This window comes from Pontibacter qinzhouensis, assembly GCF_008017455.1.
In the GTDB taxonomy this organism is placed as follows: Bacteria; Bacteroidota; Bacteroidia; order Cytophagales; family Hymenobacteraceae; genus Pontibacter; species Pontibacter qinzhouensis.
Map to the genome: position 1 here is coordinate 1 of NZ_VRTY01000114.1, position 17,830 is coordinate 17,830.

At 50.9% G+C, this 17,830-nt stretch carries 12 protein-coding genes and 1 pseudogene; 5 read left to right on the top strand and 8 right to left on the bottom strand.

All coding sequences use genetic code 11. The annotated features are described in order from the left end of the window. The 4 genes from FVR03_RS20910 to FVR03_RS20925 all read right to left on the bottom strand — a co-directional run. Nucleotides 1–550: NAD(P)-dependent oxidoreductase (locus FVR03_RS20910; protein WP_147923723.1), on the bottom strand; the 550-nt coding region annotated here is incomplete at its 3' end. A 148-nt stretch (nucleotides 551–698) separates the two neighbouring features. After that, nucleotides 699–989, bottom strand: a complete 291-nt coding sequence (locus FVR03_RS20915) for a hypothetical protein (RefSeq protein ID WP_147923724.1) — start codon at nucleotides 987–989, stop codon at nucleotides 699–701. 6 nt (nucleotides 990–995) lie between these two features. Then, nucleotides 996–4,502 (bottom strand): DEAD/DEAH box helicase, encoded by a 3,507-nt coding sequence (locus FVR03_RS20920; protein WP_147923725.1) that lies wholly within the window; start codon nucleotides 4,500–4,502, stop codon nucleotides 996–998. A 457-nt stretch (nucleotides 4,503–4,959) separates the two neighbouring features. After that, nucleotides 4,960–5,682 carry a class I SAM-dependent methyltransferase gene (locus tag FVR03_RS20925; protein WP_147923726.1) on the bottom strand — a complete coding sequence of 241 codons (723 nt, stop codon included), beginning with the start codon at nucleotides 5,680–5,682 and terminating at the stop codon, nucleotides 4,960–4,962. Between the two features lie 440 nt (nucleotides 5,683–6,122). Here FVR03_RS20925 and FVR03_RS20930 point away from each other — a divergent pair, with 440 nt between their 5' ends. The 3 genes from FVR03_RS20930 (at nucleotide 6,123) to FVR03_RS20940 (ending at nucleotide 12,119) form a co-directional block, all read left to right on the top strand. Continuing rightward, on the top strand, nucleotides 6,123–10,079 hold the full coding sequence (locus FVR03_RS20930) for an AAA domain-containing protein (RefSeq protein WP_147923727.1): 3,957 nt from the start codon (nucleotides 6,123–6,125) through the stop codon (nucleotides 10,077–10,079). Nucleotides 10,080–10,419: 340 nt separating this feature from the next. Next, a complete protein-coding gene (locus FVR03_RS20935; RefSeq protein ID WP_147923728.1) occupies nucleotides 10,420–10,971 on the top strand; it encodes a hypothetical protein in 552 nt (183 codons plus the stop codon). Nucleotides 10,972–11,243: 272 nt separating this feature from the next. Then, on the top strand, nucleotides 11,244–12,119 hold the full coding sequence (locus tag FVR03_RS20940; protein ID WP_255474335.1) for a hypothetical protein: 876 nt from the start codon (nucleotides 11,244–11,246) through the stop codon (nucleotides 12,117–12,119). 178 nt (nucleotides 12,120–12,297) lie between these two features. Here FVR03_RS20940 and FVR03_RS20945 read toward each other — a convergent pair whose 3' ends face one another. Beyond that, nucleotides 12,298–13,911 (bottom strand): hypothetical protein, encoded by a 1,614-nt coding sequence (locus tag FVR03_RS20945; RefSeq protein ID WP_147923729.1) that lies wholly within the window; start codon nucleotides 13,909–13,911, stop codon nucleotides 12,298–12,300. A 139-nt stretch (nucleotides 13,912–14,050) separates the two neighbouring features. On the opposite strand from FVR03_RS20945, the gene FVR03_RS24790 reads away from it, so the two are divergent. Together FVR03_RS24790 and FVR03_RS20955 are read left to right on the top strand one after the other, a co-directional pair. Next, nucleotides 14,051–14,314, top strand: coding sequence for a hypothetical protein (locus FVR03_RS24790; protein ID WP_147923730.1), 264 nt, complete (start codon nucleotides 14,051–14,053; stop codon nucleotides 14,312–14,314). 519 nt (nucleotides 14,315–14,833) lie between these two features. Next, entirely contained in the window at nucleotides 14,834–15,025 is a 192-nt protein-coding gene (locus FVR03_RS20955; protein WP_147923731.1) for a cold-shock protein, read from the top strand. Nucleotides 15,026–15,106: 81 nt separating this feature from the next. On the opposite strand, the gene FVR03_RS20960 is transcribed toward FVR03_RS20955, so the two are convergent. The 3 genes and pseudogenes from FVR03_RS20960 to FVR03_RS24570 form a co-directional block, all read right to left on the bottom strand. Continuing rightward, nucleotides 15,107–16,201: an endonuclease/exonuclease/phosphatase family protein gene (locus FVR03_RS20960; RefSeq protein WP_147923732.1), complete on the bottom strand. Its 1,095-nt coding sequence runs from the start codon at nucleotides 16,199–16,201 to the stop codon at nucleotides 15,107–15,109. 801 nt (nucleotides 16,202–17,002) lie between these two features. Next, nucleotides 17,003–17,476 (bottom strand): gliding motility lipoprotein GldH, encoded by a 474-nt coding sequence (locus FVR03_RS20965; RefSeq protein WP_147923733.1) that lies wholly within the window; start codon nucleotides 17,474–17,476, stop codon nucleotides 17,003–17,005. After that, nucleotides 17,469–17,830 (bottom strand): annotated as a pseudogene (locus FVR03_RS24570) (hypothetical protein); the annotation flags it as partial. The gene FVR03_RS20965 and the pseudogene FVR03_RS24570, both read right to left, overlap by 8 nt.

The following is a 17,830-nucleotide window of genomic DNA, read 5'->3' on the forward strand; positions in this document are numbered from 1 at the left end:
AAGAGGCCATAGCTTGTGCCAGCATCATGTTGTTTACCATTTTCATGCCGGAGCCTTGCCCGTGGCCGCCAACGTGCACCACTTCTTTTCCCATCAGATTCAGCAGTTCCCGCACCTGCTCCACATCAGCAGCATCGCCTCCTATCAGAAAAATCAGTTCGCCTTTTTCGGCAGGAACAAGCGAGCCAGACACAGGAGCATCTAAAAAACGTTGTCCCATCTTTTTGGCATGCTGCGCCATTTTCAGGGTGAAGGAGGGGTTTACGGTGCTGCAGTTTACCCACAGCGAGTTGCCCGGCAAAGCTTTCAGAAAACCATCTTTGCCAACGGCTACTTCCTCTACCGCCTCTGGCGTGGAGAGCATGGTAAACACCAGCCGGCACCTCTGCGCCACCTCTTCTGGTGTGGTGGCACGTGTAGCTCCCTTTTCCACCAGTTCATCTGCCCGCGCCTGTGTGCGGTTATACACCACCAGTTCGTGCCCCGCCTGCTGTAAACGTGCTGCCATCCGGCTTCCCATAATGCCAAGTCCTATAAATCCGATTTTCATGTCGTGTGCAGGTTGTTTTGTTGGTAGTACGAGGTTTGGTGTATCGGGCTCAATTATTCAAATGAAAACAGCCTTCCAAAGGTTTTTGAGCTGAAAATATCCAAGGGTTTACCTGTGAGTCACTAGCTGCAAAATGTGCTGATGGAGGTTAAGACGGTCTCCTGTTCATCATTTCCGAAACAAACTGAGAGCGGCTGGACTGGATATTGGGCAAGCTTTTATGTAGGCACCACATCCGCAGTTCCTCCATGTCTACCTCATAAAGATTTGCCTTAATTCCCTGCCGCCGGAAATCTGCCTGAAGCTCTTTAACCTTCGTTAACCAGTCCTTATAATTATCGTCCAGGTTCTCACGGTCCTCGGCGCGTTCCAAGAGTAACTTGTACGACTGCTTGGTATAGTAGGCAATACTGACAGGTGGTGCTAATGGATTTTTCATAGTCCTTTAGTTTTCAACAGTTGACGATAACTTCACCAGATCCCGTAGCTCTGTGTTGTTCAGCTCGCCCAGCCACTTCTCGCCGGAGCCTACAGTTAAATCGGCCAGTTCTTTTTTGGAGCTGATCATGGCATCTATTTTTTCTTCGAGGGTACCCTGGCTCAGGAGGCGGTACACCATTACGTTTTTCTGCTGCCCGATGCGGTAGGCGCGGTCTGTTGCCTGTGCCTCTACGGCCGGGTTCCACCACAGGTCGTAGTGCACCACGTTCTGCGCAGCCGTCAGGTTAAGGCCGGTGCCACCTGCTTTGAGCGAGAGAATAAAAATACGGTGGTGACGGATGTTTTGGAAAGCATGCACCATCTCGTCGCGCTGCGCCCGCGAGAGGGAGCCGTGCAGGAACAGCGGCTGCGTGCCCAGTTCCTCTTGCAGAAAAGTCGACAGCAACTCGCCCATCTCTTTGTACTGCGTAAAAATCAGGGTCTTTTCCTGGTTATCGAGAATGGGCTGTAGCAGCTCCAGCAGCAGCTGCAACTTACCCGATTGCGAGGCTACGGGTTTGCCGGTTTTCAGGTACTGGTAGGGGTGGTTGCATACCTGCTTCAGCGCTGTCATCATCTTTAGCACCAATCCTTTGCGGGCAATTCCCTCAGTATCCTCCACCTGCTTCATTGCCTCGTTCACAATGTTCTCGTACACGGCCGCCTGCTCTTTGGTGAGGGAGCAGTAGCGGTTACTCTCTACTTTGTCGGGCAAATCGGAGATAATGGTTTTATCTGATTTTACGCGGCGCAGAATAAACGGCTCCGTCAGCTTCTTAAAAGTTGCTAGCTTTTGATGGTCTTTTTCGAGGGAGATCGGTTTGGCGAAGTAGTCGGTGAAGAACTTGGCGGAGCCCAGGAAGCCTTTGTTCGTGAAATCGAAGATGCTCCAGTACTCGCTCAGCCTGTTTTCTACGGGTGTTCCGCTAAGTGCCACTTTCAGGTTGGCTTTTATGCTTTTTACGGCTTTGGTTTGAGCCGTTCCGTGGTTTTTGATGTTCTGCGCCTCGTCTATTACCAGCAGCTGCCACTTTTGTTTGTTTAGCTTTTCAGCATCCGATCTTACGGTGCCGTAGGAAGTGAGCAGTACATCCTCCCCATCAAAATCCTCGAGCTTCCGATTCGGCCCGTGGTAAATGCTGTACGATAAGTCGGGGGCAAACCGCGTTAGTTCATGGCTCCAGTTGCTGAGCAAAGTAGTTGGCACCACCACCAGCGCCTTGGCTTTGTAGAGCTGATTTTCTTTTTTAAGCTTGAGCAGCAGCGTAATCGTCTGCAGGGTTTTGCCAAGGCCCATATCATCGGCCAGAATACTGCCAAACCCGACGCGGCTGTTTTTGTAGAGCCACTCGTAGCCGCGCTGCTGGTAAGGGCGCAAACTAGCCTGCAGTTCGGCAGGAGGGGCAATGGCTTTTACAGAAGTCAGCTCATCCAGAACCTGCTGCAGTTCCTTTGTCAGCTGAATCGGTACGCCCTGGTACTCGTTGGCAAACAGCACCCGCATCACCTCCTGCTTCGTTAAGGCCGGCGGGCTCAGTAGCTGCTTCATCAGCTTCTCCAGGTCCTCCTGCGTCAGGTGAATAAAACCGTCGCGCAATTTAACGATGCCTTTAGAACCTTTTACCAGCTTCAGAAACTCCTTTGGGTCAATAAAATTATTTTCGCCCACGGCCACCTGCCAGTTATAGTCGAGCAGGTGCTGCAGGTCGAGCCAGCTACGCACTTTCTCTTTGGAACTAGTGGACATGCGCAACGATGCCTGCGGCTTTACAAGGTGGCGCAACGACTTTGGCAGCAGCACCTCCATTCCCAGCATCTGTAGCAGGGGCAGCATACGGAGCATTACGTCGGCAAACTCCTCGCTATCGTAATGCAGCTCTTTCTTCTCAGGGCTGTTCACCACTTTGGTAATATCGGGGAAGTGCTCCTGCAACAGCATCAGGTCTTTGATTACGGTGAGTTTATGCTGCTGGTACTGCTTCTCTTTCTTGAACTTATGCAGTGGCACCGGTGCCTGCAGCGTAGCGCTTTCCCGATCGCGTACCGCCACCGACAAGCTGAAATCCGGGAAATCTTCCTCTGCCTGCACCACCGGCACCCATTGGCGCTGCGAGAGGTGGAGCATTTTGAGCCACAGCTGCAAAGCCGGAAACACGTTATCTGGCTGCAGGTTGTGCGGCAGCGGCTCCGGCTCGCCAAAAAAGAGCTGCTGAAAATAATCGTCGGGCTTAAAGCGGCTGCTCTGCGGCACCACCTCTTGCACGATGCTGGTAACAAAGAGGCTGCAAAGGCGCAAAGCTGTTTCCTGCTGCGAAAAAACGCTGATGCTCTTCCCATTCTGTACCTGTAGCAGCCCCTGTGGTGTGTGCTGCCCAAAAGGCTGCAGCGCCTGCTTTACCAGCTCATTTTGGAGCAGCGGCTCCCACTGTAACAGATGGGTGCTGCCGGAGCGGTAGAGGCGCGGAACAAGGGCCGTTTGCGCGAGCAGTTTCAGGGCCAGGCGGAGGTAGGCGTGCAGAAGCTGCAGGGTGGGCGGCCAGGCAGCCAGGGTGGCCGCATCTGTTTGCAAGACTTCGTTTACCCAATCGAACAGCGGAATTTCGGTGGTGTTTTTCTCATACATGAGCTGCAGCCGGGGCATTTCAAAAGTTTGATCTGTGAGTACGGCAGCTTCCAGGCAGGTTTCCAGGTGCCAGTCCGGTTTTTTGCGCCAGGTGTTGGAGAGGTTCTTTTCGGCTTTTTCGGCATACTTCAGGTGTGTAAGCAGAATGGCTTTAAAGTCGCCGGTATGAAAGGGGGTGCCAACAGGCAAAAGGCGCAGGAAGCTGTCGCCAATAAGAGGTATCCGCGACAGGTCGAACTGCTGAAACACGTCTTCCGGCACTTCCAGCGGCTCCGGCTTATTAGGGTACAGGTGGTCGTGCAGGTTCTCTACCGGCTCCGTCAGGCTTTGGCTGATGTCTACCTGCCGGTCTTTGAGGGCGGCAGCGGCATCGTAGCCGTGCAGTTGCAGCACCAGCATGGGGTTCAGGTCAATTTCGTTGGCGATAATGTACACCACAGCCGCCAGGTGCTTGCAGGGCACGGCCCAGTCGGGGCAGGAGCACTTCATCTCGAAATCGCTCCACTCCCTCGGAAAAATGTCGATATACTGGTTCTTCACCTGCTCCAGCAGCTCGGGTGGCAACTGGCGGTTCAGCAGGCCAGCCAGCCAGGCCGGGTTCGATGCCAGCAGCTCCGTCAGGTCCTCTTTCTGGCCATCTGTAAAAGCCGGAACGGTAATATTGATTTTATATGGCCTCGGCCTCGACCCCTGCACCTGCGCCACGATTTGGTTACTCTGAATGTCGATGGATTTTACGGCTCCTTTGGTGGCATAGCTGCTGCCACGCGGCAGGCGGTTGCCATAATCTATATTCTTAAGCGCGTTCAGCCATTCTTTGCCCCAGAAAGTTTTGCCGTATTTTGCCATGATCTGCTACGCAAAAATTCAAAATTAGAAATTAAAAATTAGAAATAATTTCTCGGGTTTTCAAATTGTAACACTGTTATTCGGGGCAACAGGCAATTATTCAAATAAATATGCCTTCCAGAAGCCAAATCAACAAATTTTTGCCAAGGGTTTACCTCTGCTTGGCGTCAACAGACAAAGGCGTAATATCAATTATTCAAATGAAATAAGCCTTCCAAAGCTCTTTTGGCAAAATTTACTCCAGGGGTATAGCTGTTGATCTGGCGGCTTCTGTGCATGCCGGTTTTCAAGAAATGTAATTTTTAGAATGAAGTGGAAATGCACTTCTGCAGCGTCTGCAGCTGCAGAAGTTGTCTGGAAGGATATGTTGATCTGCAGAAGCTGAGAGTTGTTGCTGTTGGTTCTTACATAAAAATCTGCCGATCGTTTTTCAACAAACATCAAGCAACAACCAAAATTACTTCACACCTCCAAAGGCTGCAAAGCAGAGGTTTTTGTGCAGCACCTCCACCTGCGAAAAGCCTACTTTCTTCATCAGTTCCAACTGGTAGCTAACCGGCCTGGGCGAGTCTTCTTTTTCGATATAAGCCAGCACCTGCTCTCGATACGCCGTGCCGCCTACAGACGCTAAATAATCTCCGTACTTGCCCCGGAACATGCCGTTAACCTCCAGCACCTCGTGGCTCACCAGGTCCGAAACCCAGAAGCTGCCGCCCGGTTTCAGTGCTTGGTAGAGCTTACTGAATACCAGTTCCCAGTCAGCATCGTCGCGGAGGTGGTGCAGTACGGCTCCTGCCAGAACAATGTCATATTGCTCCGGCTCCAACGCAAGCTCCCGCATATCCGATTGGACGATCTGTATGTTTCCGGTAGTTTCAGCCGTCACACGTTCCTGTGCCTTCTGTAGCATCGGCAGGCTCAGGTCTACCAGGGTGCAGCTAAGGTTTGGCACTTTGCTGAGCATTTTTAGCGTATAGTTGCCAGCGCCGCAGCCCAGGTCGAGCAGGGTTGTGGCAGCAGGGTTCACGCTCTGTGCAGCCGAGGTTATCAGCTCCAGTGTCAGTGGCGCATCCAGGGTAGATTGCTGTCCGGTTTCGAGGTTCGCGAAGCGCTCCACATCCTTGTCGAAGCGCTCCCGAATTTCTTCTACTGTTGATTTATTGGCATAGCCTGTTGTCATCGTTTTTTGGTTTTAGCCGGAAGAATAACAGGTGCAAGTATAGGTGCCGCTACGGAAGGTGCTAAACAAAAGTTTAGCGTTATTTACAATGGCTAAAGTAGGGGGAATTGCACTTATTTAGGGTGAGGTAATAGGTGAAAACACTATCATCTTATGCTTCTTTGAGTGTTTTATAGTTTTTCTCAATCAAGTAAAACTATTTAAGCCAGCACTTTTCATCCTGAAAATTTCATTTGTTCATAAAATAATCGGTATTCAGCTCTGTTTTAAAGGGCAGCAGATGAGAAATTGAGTAAAATTTAGAATCCTGAAAACTACATTAACTCCCCCGGTTTTGCACAGCAGGCACTGAGTCTGTTGTTCTGTTAATCGGTTCTAATCCGTATCTTGCTTACGCCGCATTTTAAAACTATTACGTTAGCCAAGCGGAACTTTACAACATGCAACACATCCTCAAAAATTACCGTCGCCGTCTCCTGAACCTAAGCTCCAGTAACCGGGCGCTGGTGTTGTTGCGCCTCTCCAAAGAGCAGCACCTCGATGTGCAGGAGCTCGATTTTTTGAGCAGCCAACCGGCTTTTAGCATTATAAGGAGCCTGCTGATCGGGAAAAAGAAACTGGCGCTTTGCCCTTACGCCGACAGCCGCTATGCCCCTGTGGCACCCGTTAGCCGGAGGCTGCGCAACATCAGGCGAAAAGCGGAAATGATTTTTGAGGAGCGTGGCAGCAAAGAGTTGTATGTGGGCTGGCCTTTTGTACACGGGCAATTTCCGGACGGCACAGTAGTGAGATGTCCGCTACTGTTTTTTCCGGTGCGGCTGCAGATAAACGCGGCGCAGGATTGGGAACTTCAGCCTGACGAAGTACAGCAGCCGCAGCTGAACCAGAGTTTCCTGTTGGCTTACGCGCACTACATGGGAACGCCAGTCGCAGAGCCACTTACCGAGTTGGACCTCGACACGCTGCCACAGGAGCCACTTGAGTTCCGCACCGCCATATACGAACTGCTGAAAGAGCACCAGCTAAAAATATACACCGGCCGCGATTTTTTTGCCGATAAACTCATTCCTTTCAGAGACTACAAAAAAGCAGATTTTGAGGAAACGCTGAAGCCGGGGCAGCTGCACCTGGAGCCGGAGGCGGTGCTAGGCATTTTTCCGCAGGCAGCCTCTTTTCTGCTGGCCGATTACGATGCGCTGCTGGAGCAGGAGCAAATGCAGGAGATGGAAGACCTGTTCGTGTCGGGAGTGGCTACTAAAAGTGGTAGCACGCAGGCGCAGCATACCTTTGCCATGTTTGAGATGGATGCCTCGCAGGAGGCGGCGCTGCAACGGGTAAAAAGCGGCGACTCGGTGGTGGTGCAGGGGCCGCCCGGAACAGGCAAGTCGCAGCTGATCTGTAACCTGGTGTCGGACTTTACGGCGCGGGGAAAAAAGGTGCTGGTAGTGAGCCAGAAGCGGGCCGCGCTCGATGTGGTGCACCAGCGGCTGAGCGTAGGAGGCATTGGGAACTTTGCCGTGCTCATTCACGACATCAACACCGACAGGCGCAGCATCTACAACCAACTGGCGCAGCAGATAGAGCAGTTGGAGGAGTACAAAAAGCAGAACCTCGCTCTTAACAGCATCTACACCGACCGCACCTTTCTGGAGGTTAGCCGGGGCATAAACCAGAGCCTGCAAAAGCTGGAGGCATTTAAAACTGCGCTCTTCGATGTGAGCCGCTGTGGCTGGTCGGCCAAGGAACTATACCTGAAAAGCAACCTGGCCGAGCCACACCTCTCGTTGGGGCCGCACTATAAGAACTTCACAGCGGCCATCATCCCCGATTTTTTGCCCCGCCTAAAACAATACCTGCAGCTGGCGCGGGTTTTTGAGCAGGATGATTTTGTGCTGAAAGAGCGGCACAACCTGCAGGGTTGGGGCTGGCCGCAACGGCAGGAACTGGAGCAGCAGATACGAACTTTTTCAGAAATTTATGGGCAACTACAGCAGGAGATACAGAACAGCAGCGGCTACAGCTTTGCCTTAAACGACCTTCCGAAGTTCAACCAGGCCCTGCCAACCATTACAGCACTGCGCGAACTGCTACAGGAGCCGGAGCAGCTGCTTCCTTTGCTGCAACCGCTCCTTCAACGTAAAACAACTACAACAGAGCTGAAAAGGCAGGCACAGCAGCTCCGCGACATGTACCTGGTGTGCCCGGCCCCTGATGCCACCATTCCGGCTGCTGAGCTGGAGGCGGTGCAGGCAGCTGTAAAGACGTATGAGGCACAGCAAGGACAGCTGCTGAAAAGTATCTCATGGGTTTTTTCGTCTGAAAAGAAAACTCTGAAACAGGCACTGGCACAGTACAACTGGGAGCTTAATGAGGCACACGTAGAGCAGCTGCAGGAACGGCTAAAGCAACGTAGCCAGGCCGAAGACCTGATGCAACAGCTAAACCAGCAGGTGCCACTCTCGCTCAACATAGCCGAGAACCCGACGCCGCTGCTGCGAAAGCTGGAGGCACTGGAGCAGGCGCTGGATGTGTACAACCTGCTGCAGGAGCTGCAGCAAGAAGAGGTGTTGCACCAAAGTCTGTGGCAACAGGTAAGCCTGCCGGAGCACCTGCAGGAGCTGTCGCAGCATATCCGGAAAGCCAACAGCCACTATAAAACCTGGCTCAAATGGCTGCCGGAAACCCAGGTGCAAAAGCTGGCAGCACAGCCGGAATATGTCCAGCAGTTGTTACAGGCTCTGCAACAGCACTTTGAGCAGCTGGTATCGTACGACACGTTGTGGGCTGCTTTTTCGGAGGCGGAGCGGGAGGTGCTTCGGTTACTGCTGGCGGCAAAGCCTGCCTCTGTGGCAGCAGGAGAGCAGCTGTTTCTGAATAGCCTCTACCTGGCCTGGCTGCACGAGCTGGAGCTGGAGCACCCGCAGTTGCGCATGCCCTCCAATGGCGAACTGCAGTGGGTGGAGGAGGAGCTGCAACGCCAGCTGAGCGAAAAGGCACGGCTGACGCAGGAAATAGTGTTGTCGAAACTCCGCGAGCAGACCTACCGGCACATGGAGTACAACCGGCTTGGCAATGCCGTTACCTACCGCCGGCTGCAGGCACAGGTGAACAAGAAACGCAGCCTGTACCCGATCCGGAAGCTGTTTGAGCAGTTCGGGGAGGAGATGCTGGACCTGGCACCCTGCTGGCTGGCCTCACCCGAAACGGTATCGGCGGTACTGCCGCTACAGCCGCTTTTCGATTTGGTTATTTTCGATGAGGCCTCGCAGTGCTTTGCTGAAACCGGTATTCCGGCCATCAGGCGGGGGCAGCAGGTGGTAGTAGCCGGCGATGAGCAGCAGCTGAAGCCATCGGACCTCTACCGTGCCCGCTGGAGCCCCGAAGAGGAGGCCGAGGCAGAGGAACTAACAGCCGAATCGTTGTTGCAGCTTTGTGGCCTGTACCTGCCCCAGACTATGCTCACACAGCACTACCGCAGCCGCTACCCAGAACTCATAGAGTTCTCCAACCTTCATTTTTACAAGCAGAAGCTGGAGTTGGTGCCACACTTCGCCGATATGGTGGGTGCAGCGCCTGCCCTGGAGTACCGGCATGTGCCGGGGGTGTGGCAGGATAATGCGAACCTGCCGGAGGCGCAGGAGGTGGTACACCTGGTGCTGGACCTGCTACAAAATGGGCAAGCTGAAATCGGGGTAATAACCTTTAACTATGCTCAACAGATGCTCGTGCAGGACCTGCTCGAAGACGCAGCCTTTCAGAAAAAGGTGGTGGTGCCGCCATCGGTGCTGGTCAAAAACATCGAAAACATTCAGGGCGATGAAAAGGATGTGATCATACTTTCGGTGGGCTACGCGCCCGATGCGCAGGGGCGGGTGGCGATGCAGTTTGGCAGCCTGAACCAGGCCGGTGGCGAAAACCGGCTGAATGTGGCCATAACCAGGGCGCGGCATAAAATAATATTGCTTAGTAGCCTGTTGCCAGAGCAACTGCAGGTAGAGCAGGCCCTGCACCCGGGGCCTAAACTGCTGAAAGCCTACCTCAGCTACGCCAGGCAGGTGAGCCAGGGAAATTTTGAGTACCAACCGAAACCGAATGTGGTGCCGCACCACACCGTGCTGTTAAAAGACAGGCTGCAGCAGCAAGAGGCGGCGGCACAGGAGGGCCAGTCACTCCAAAGAAACCTGCCCTTTGCCGACCTGACGGTGGTGCAACAGGCACAGTACAAGGGCCTGGTTTTAACCGACGACGACCTGTACTACAGCCAGCTTTCGGTGCGGCAGTCGCATGCCGATGTACCCCGGCTGCTGCAGGCACGAGCCTGGCCCTACCGGAAAGTGTATAGCCGCGAGTACTGGGCAGCGCCACAGGCGGTGGTAGAGCGGCTGCGCGAGTGGTAAACGAACAGGCAGAAAATCAGGAAGATATAATTTCTTAAAAACGATGATAAGGATCATGCTACTACATGATTTTTAATGAAGGGAGGCAAAAGATTAACGTGTAAACTTGCTGCAAATAATTCTGCCGTCTGTGCGAAGTAACATCGAGTTTATGCCATAGCCTACAGGTGTAGGTGCCAAGGTGTAAGCCAGGTGTAGTTGGGGAATTTTGGAGTTGCTATAAAGATCAGCGCCTGGTTAAGCAGCGATGCAGAGTTTTTTTGGTGCATGTTGCCTGCTGTAGAAGAGCAGGAGCAGGAGCCAGCTGTTGTCGTGGGTTAACATCAAAATTTCTTATCTTATGAAGATCTTAAAGGGAGCTCTAGGTGCTCTGGTTTTGCTACTCTTTTCGTTACAGCTGCAGGCGCAGCATACGCCAAACCCACCTCACGAAGTAAATGAGCATAGTTTAAAGCATTTCAGGTGCAGTGTGGTGCTCAACCATGCCTATGTTGGCAAACACACGAGCAGTGGTAAAGAGTATATGGCAGTGCCGGCGCTGGGCTTCGATGCCGAGTACTGGTTTAACCACAGATGGGGAATTGGTTTGCACAACGACCTGGAGATTTTAACGCAGGAAGTACACCGCGATGGCGAGCACCTGTTTGAGCGAAATTCGCCCGTTTTACTCACCATGGATGGCCTCTGGAAACCTTCCCGTCACCTTGTTTTTCTGATTGGCCCAGGCGTGGAACTGGAGGAGCATGAAGCCCATATGGTGCTGCGCGGCGGAATTGAGTATGAAATAGAACTAAGCTCTCATTGGGATATTGCTCCCACTGTTTTCTACGATACCCGTTTGCATGCTTACGATACTTTTTCGTTTGGCATAGGTATCGGTAAACGCTTTTGAAAGCCTGTTGCCTTCTGAATTATTCGAATGAAAATGGCCTTCAGAAGCTTTTTCCGCTGATTTTAATGTAAGGGTTACTTACCTGTTTCTGTGTTGTACACGTTATCGGTAGGTTACAGAACCTTCTTAGCCTTGGCACGATTTCCTGTTTTTTCCTTTTGAAGGCTGTTTTTGTTTGAATAATTTATCTGGCAAGTGCTTTTTTATGAGTTCGTTTTGGCAGGACAATGTATTTGAGTAGCACAACAAAAGCTATTTAAGTATATTCCGGCATGAAAGAAGCCATTATTGTAAAACTCTTTGCTATTTATGTATATCTGCAAAGTTTTTTCTGTGGCTGCCTTCCCGACAGAGCCAGCAGCGATTTTGTGCGGCTACGGAAGGATTTTAAGGTAAAGGTGCAGCGGGTTGGCCGCCTCGACAGCCGTATTTCTGAAAGCTCCGGCTTTGCCCGCGCCTCCGACTCCACTTTCTGGACCCACTCCGATGCAGGCGGCCCCAACAACCTTTACTTATTTAACCTGCAGGGGGAGTTGTTGCAAACCCTGCCGTTGCCGGTGCGTAACCAGGATTGGGAAGAACTGGCGCAGGATAGCCTGGGGAATTTGTATGTTGGCGATTTCGGGAATAATACGAACTCCCGCCGAAACCTGCGTATATACAAAGTGCAACCAAACGCGGAGCTGAATGTAGATACAATTCGCTTCCGATACGCCGATCAACAAGAATTTCCTCCTGCCCGTAAAAATCGCCGTTTCGATATGGAGGCTTTTTTTTACCACCACGACTCGCTGCACCTTTTTTCTAAAAGCTGGCCGGTAAGTTCCGGAAAAACAACTACTCACTACCAGTTACCTGCCCAAAAAGGAGATTATGTGGCACAACCGCAGCAGCAACTCCGTTTACAAGCATCTATAACGGCAGCCGACATAGCAGCCAGTAAGCGCCATTTTGCTTTGCTGGGGTATGGCCGGTTATATTTATTTCGGCTGCCCGAGAGCAAACAAATCGGGTTTGATAATGTGCGTCACTGCCTTCCGCTGGGCCGCACAGGGCAAGCCGAAGCCATCTTGTTTCTGTCGGATAAGCAGTTGCTGATAGGAAACGAGAAAGGAAAGCTGTGGCTGGTAACATTGGAGGAGAAGTAAGGCAGGTTGAGTAAAGCAGTGTAGTAATTTTTCTAATGAAAACACCCTTCGGAAGCAGTTTTGCTAACAAATAGGGTGAGGGTTGCTGTTGCCATAGCACCAATAACTGAACATAAAAAAGCCGCTCTCAGTTGTGAGAGCGGCTTTTCTTTATCTAATCAGCTTTGTTCAGGAGGTGCTACTCCGTATCCGGATTTCTGTAACGGTCGCTGCGTCGGCTTTGGTAGTTGCCAGAGTCGTTGCTGTTTCGATCCTGGTTGCGCTGGTTACCGCGGTAGTTCTCGCGCGAAGAGGAATCTTTGTTGTCGCTGTAGTACGATGTTTGGCTATCCATGGAGCCGTAGCGGCTTTGGTCGCCTCCGCGGCCACCTTGGTTGTAGCCACCTTCGCTATAGTCGTTTTGACCGTAGTTGTTGCGTGAGCCGCCATAGCCTGAGCCAGAACCATAACCTGAGCTGGAACCATAACCAGAAGAGCCATAGCCAGACGAACCGTAGCCAGATCCGGAAGATCCGTAGCCATAGCCGCCGCTCATGCCACCTTGGCTGCTGTCTCTGTCATCATACCCGCCACGATCCTGGTTTCCGCTACTGCCTGAGCCATAGCCACCAGATCTTGAACCTGAACCGTAGGATGGCTGGCCGTAATCGCTGCCCTGAGAGCCGTAGCGAGATGAGCGGTACTCATCGTTATAAGAGCCGCCTCTTGAGCCCTGGCCTCCCTGGTTGCCGTAGCCGCCTTGCATGTTGCGCTGCGAGTTGTAGCCTCTTGATGAGCCGTAGTTATCGTCGTCGTACTCACGCATACCGCGAGAAGAGGAATTTCTGCTGTAATCGCCTAACGAATCGAAATTGCTGTTGTTGTTGCCATAGCCCCGGTCGCTGGAGCTACCATAGCTAGAGTGTCCGTAGCTGGAGCCGCCACCGCTGTTGCTGCCGCCTTCGCCGTAGCGGGTGCCGCGGCTATAATCGCCGGTTGCGCCAGCGCCAAAGTTACCCGAAGAGCCATATCGGCTGCCAGAAGAGGAGCCGTACTCATCGTTTTGCATGCCACGGCGGGAGCCATAATTGCCCTGGTCGTAGTCGCCACCACTGTGCGACCTGCCAGAGTAGCCGCCGCCGCTCTGGCCGCCACTGTTATAGCCTTGCCCGCTTCGGCCACTGTCGTAGCTGCCATAGCCGCCCTGGCTGGAGTTGCCCTGTGTGCCAAAAGCACCGGAGGCGCCACCGTATATGTTGCCGCCCTGGCGATCGCCTTCTCTGTCCTGGTCGCCACCTTGCAGGCCACCTCTAGATGCACCATAATCCTGGTCCTGGTATCTAACGCGGTTGCCTTCCATGCCGCCCTGGTTGCCGTAGTTAAAGCCGCCTTCAGAGCCGAAGTCGTCTTGCCTGCCGCTGCCGCCTCTTGAAGAAGAGCCGAAGCTATTATTGGAGCTGTTGCTGAAATTGCCACTGCCACCGTAGCCGCCTCTAGACTCGGAGGAACCATAGCTGCCACCGCCGTAACCACCTTGGTCTCCGCTGCTGCTATAGCCACTGCTGTCGCCATAACCGCGCTGCATACCGCCGCCTTGCTGCGAAGAACCATAATCGCCTTGATAACCATAGCCGCTCTGGCCACCATAGTTGCTGTTCTGTGAGCCGTAGCCGTAGCCACCCTGGCTGCCATAACCGCTTCGGCCCTGTTCGCCGTTGCCGCCGTAGCCTTGGTTAGAGCCTCTGTATTGCGAGTCTCTGTTGTCCTGGTCAGCATCTGAGTAGTTTTGCGAGCCGGAGCCGCTGCTGCTCATAGAGCCATAGCTGCTTCTGGCGTTATCGTCCGAATCGGATGATGTAGATGAACTTCCTTTTTGAGAAGAGGCAGAAGTAGAACTACCGCTTGTTGAAGATTTTGCAGCAGTAGAGCCAGACGAGGATTTACTGCTTTTATTGTCAGAAGATTTAGCGTCTTTTGAGGTGCCTGATTTTGCCTTAGGCGATGATGACTTGGCACCTGAAGAAGCAGATTTGTTGCTTCCACTGCTTTTGTCAGAAGAGCCACCAGCAGATGATGAGCCTGATGACAGGGCATCTGAAGAGCTAACTCCTGTTGTGGAACCTATAGTAGAGCCAGCGCCCGTAGTAGAAGACGGATTGCCTCCTGAGGAACTGCTGCCTGATATATTTAAGTCTGTTTTAGAAGAACTTCCCTGACCTGAATCGCTTCCCGAATCAGTGGACCCTTGGTTTAGATTTTGGTTTTTTTCATTGTCTTTCATAGTGCTGATCTCCTCAGTTTTTGGTTTGTAAGAATTGTATGTGTTTAAAGTAGATGTTTCTCCAAATAAGTGTTCGGTTTTACTTCTTAGTACGAATAGCAACAATCCTTAACAGCACTTTTTTGTTACTTTTTAAGGACAACAGACCAGTATTGCTATACGAGCTACACAAAACAGGGTTTTTACCGGAGCTGCAGCAAAACAGTCTGGAATTTAAAATGATAGCACGTGGGCAGAGCAGCAGGAGGGGGGAAGCAAGCTGTTTATAGCTTCTGAACAAATGTTAGCTATTTTTTAAGTATGGCGGCTTGTATAAATAGTTGATTTACTTAAAGATGAGCTGTATTTTAAAATGTGAAAATCAGCAATATAGGAGTTATTTATTTTAAATCATATACTGCAATATTGAAAACTTATTTTTACCTTTGAATCATTATTTAATTAATTTATTATCATGAAAACAGGTAAAGTTAAATTTTACAACGTGTCTAAAGGATTTGGATTCATCGTATCAGACGAAAACAACCAGGACATCTTCGTTCACCAGACAGGTTTGATCCACGAGATCCGTGAGAATGATCGTGTTTCGTTTGAGTTGAAAGAAGGCAAAAAAGGACTGAATGCAATTAACGTAGAGAAAATCTAATTTCTACAGTTAAAGATATATAGTGCCCTGCAGGGCTACATTCACCTATTTTAACCCGCTCTATGTATAGAGCGGGTTTTTTTATTTAACTTCTTCTCCTTTACGCTCGCCATTCAGTTCTTCTCCCTTCTTCAGTCCTTCCTGAATCATTTCATTGGCTTCTTCATGTTCTTCAGGAGCAGCAACCGGGTGTTCCTGTTTCTCCTCGTCCTGGGGCTCATAATTAAGTGTAATCATTATCGGAAAGTGGTCAGACCCAAATTTTTTCAAACGCTTAATATCTAGCAGGCGGAAAGTTGGGTCGTAAAAAACGTGGTCGAGGGGGTAGCGGAAAAGCGGGATAAAGGCATTGTAGGTATTATAGAACCCGCGCCCTACCCGTGGGTCGAGCATGCCGCTTATGTTTTTAAACAACCTGGTTGTGTTTGACCAGGCTACATCGTTCAGGTCGCCGGCAACAATAGATGGGTACGAGGTTGCTTTTGCCTGTTTGGCAACAATAAGCAGTTCGGCTTCTCGTGTTTCAGTGTTTTTGAGTAAGCGCGGAGGTTGAGGGTGAACTGTGAAGAAATCGAATTTGGCTCCGCCCGCCAGTTCTACCACCGTGTAAAAAGAAGGAATACTGTCTTCAACCAAATACCTGATTTCGCTGTTGTGTAGCTTTAGCTTGCTGTAGAGCATCATGCCATAAGTATTCTCTAGCGGTTTTTTGATGGAATATTTGTATTTGTCTTCTAGCTCCTGGCGCATGTGGTTGTGCCAAGCTTCGTTTGGTTCATTAATAACCACCATGTCGGGGTCGGTTTCGAGCACCAGTTCCAGAAACTTCTGGTACTTTGTGTTCGTCATACGCACATTGGCAATCATGATGTTGAAGCTGTTGCGTGGCTGCTTTTGTTCTGTCTGTAGAGCCTCGATAGGAGCTATGGGAGTGAACGGAAAAATATACCTGGCTTCGTTTAGAATTGCTAAACCCCAGAGGGCAATAAGTATTATTTCGCGGGTGTTGCCCAAGCCATAGCAAACAACATAAGCAACCGTAGTAATAGTTAGTAACAAGGCAACGTGTACCCTCGGAAAGTCAAGTACCCGGATCCACCATAGTGGGGTGCTGATGAGTGGCAGGAAAGAGAAAAGAGTAAGTACAGATCCTGCTATAAGTAGCGTCAGTTTCATAAGGAATCAGGGGTTAACATAAACTAGTGCAGTTTTATATGCAGTGGGTTTGGCCTGGTGGCAAGCTGTTTAATTTTTATTTAGTAGTTGCAGTACAGGCTTATTTACTTTTAACAAAGCCTAAAAGCCATTACAATGTTTACTGTTATTATGGTTGAAAGCCAGTGTTGCAACTGTAACTTTACCTGTTGAATTACCAGCAAGTATGCCCCTTGTACGTGCATGTTGCATTAATGATGTAACTCCTAACTGAGAATATTTTTTCGTGTTTAAACAGTTGTCGGAGAAGTGGTGGCTGCTGGTTTTATTGTATTGTAAACCACGTTTTTGTAATGATTTTTGGTAGTATAGTTTGATATAGCCAACCTCATAATTTCCCTGAAATTAACTTTCCATGACTTCCTGAAACAGGAGATACGTGCTGCTGCAAACTTACTATTACGGAAGCGTAATAGTCCTCTCCCGAAATGCCCTACAGTCTCTGTTGGGCTTGGTGTAGCTTTGCAGCGGGCACGTCACCCTGTAAAGTAAGCTGGAGGTGCACAGGTAGCCGTTTCCTGCCGCTGTTAAATTGGTAACCTCAAGCCATAACTTCTGCGGTTAGAGTAGCAGTGTGTATCTAGTAATTTAAGGCGCAAGCATATAAAAACTGCAACTGAGAAGCGTTTGTTGGAGCCGCTGCATCTGTTTTGGATATGATGATTTTAAGCTTCAGTCTGAAAAGGAATTATGCTAATGAAAAAGCCCTTCCGAAGCTATTTTGCTTCGGAAGGGCCAAGGGTTGCAGGTACTGGTTAGAGCCTAATTTTTGGTGGCTACACGAATACCTACTGCCATAATATTCGCCAACGGGTCGCGGCGCATATACTGTGTCAGTTTCAGCCTGTAGGTACCTACCTTCCGGAAGGTTACGTCTTTTACGGCCAGCGCCTGCAGATCGAAAAGATTGCTGGAGCCTTTGCCGAGCGGTTTGCCGGTTTTAGGGTCGAGCAATTTAAGCTCATGCAAGGCAGAAGACAGTTGAGTGCTATCGGGCCCCACCAACTGGTGCTGCAGGTACAGGTTATAGAACTCGTAAGATAGCGCGTAGCGTACGTTAAAGTAAATGTCGTAACGCTGCGTTGTATCCTGAATCTGAAACTCAAAATGCTGACTGTTATCTACGTACCAGTTGCCTTCCGGCAAATCTACATTCTGTTCGTATACACGTGCCGGGTCGCAGCTTATAAGGGTACATACCATTATCGCTATTACCCAGATACCCAATTTATGCATTAGTGCCTGGTTTTGGTTGGTCCGGTTTTTTGCCTTTGTTAAACGGTCGGCGTGGCTTCTGCTTGCGGGGCTGCTGACCTGCCTCGCCGGTAGCACCAGTTGGCGCAGCCTGAGGCTTTTGCACTGGTTGTGCCTGTTGCTTAGGAGCACCGCCGCCTTCGCCCCGGTTCCTGTTTTTCTGCTGAAAAGGTTTCTGCCTGCGGTGCTGTGCCTGGTCAGTAGCTGTTTTAGGCTCTGCCACCGCCACAGGAGCAGGTTTAGCAGCATCTACCGTTGCACCACCCTCCGGAATCGTTTTTTTCTTCTTCTTTTTCTTCTTCTTGTTGGCTTTAAACTTATCGTCGAGGCGCTCGA

What these genes read in the sequence shown, in the direction of transcription:
- FVR03_RS20925 (WP_147923726.1), bottom strand. Translation starts at nt 5,682, where the DNA reads ATGACAACAGGCTATGCCAATAAATCAACAGTAGAAGAAATTCGGGAG.
- FVR03_RS20965 (WP_147923733.1), bottom strand. Translation starts at nt 17,476, where the DNA reads ATGCATAAATTGGGTATCTGGGTAATAGCGATAATGGTATGTACCCTT.
- FVR03_RS20955 (WP_147923731.1), top strand. Translation starts at nt 14,834, where the DNA reads ATGAAAACAGGTAAAGTTAAATTTTACAACGTGTCTAAAGGATTTGGA.
- FVR03_RS20930 (WP_147923727.1), top strand. Translation starts at nt 6,123, where the DNA reads ATGCAACACATCCTCAAAAATTACCGTCGCCGTCTCCTGAACCTAAGC.
- FVR03_RS20915 (WP_147923724.1), bottom strand. Translation starts at nt 989, where the DNA reads ATGAAAAATCCATTAGCACCACCTGTCAGTATTGCCTACTATACCAAG.
- FVR03_RS20940 (WP_255474335.1), top strand. Translation starts at nt 11,244, where the DNA reads ATGAAAGAAGCCATTATTGTAAAACTCTTTGCTATTTATGTATATCTG.
- FVR03_RS20960 (WP_147923732.1), bottom strand. Translation starts at nt 16,201, where the DNA reads ATGAAACTGACGCTACTTATAGCAGGATCTGTACTTACTCTTTTCTCT.
- FVR03_RS20935 (WP_147923728.1), top strand. Translation starts at nt 10,420, where the DNA reads ATGAAGATCTTAAAGGGAGCTCTAGGTGCTCTGGTTTTGCTACTCTTT.
- FVR03_RS20945 (WP_147923729.1), bottom strand. Translation starts at nt 13,911, where the DNA reads ATGAGCAGCAGCGGCTCCGGCTCGCAAAACTACTCAGATGCTGACCAG.
- FVR03_RS20920 (WP_147923725.1), bottom strand. Translation starts at nt 4,502, where the DNA reads ATGGCAAAATACGGCAAAACTTTCTGGGGCAAAGAATGGCTGAACGCG.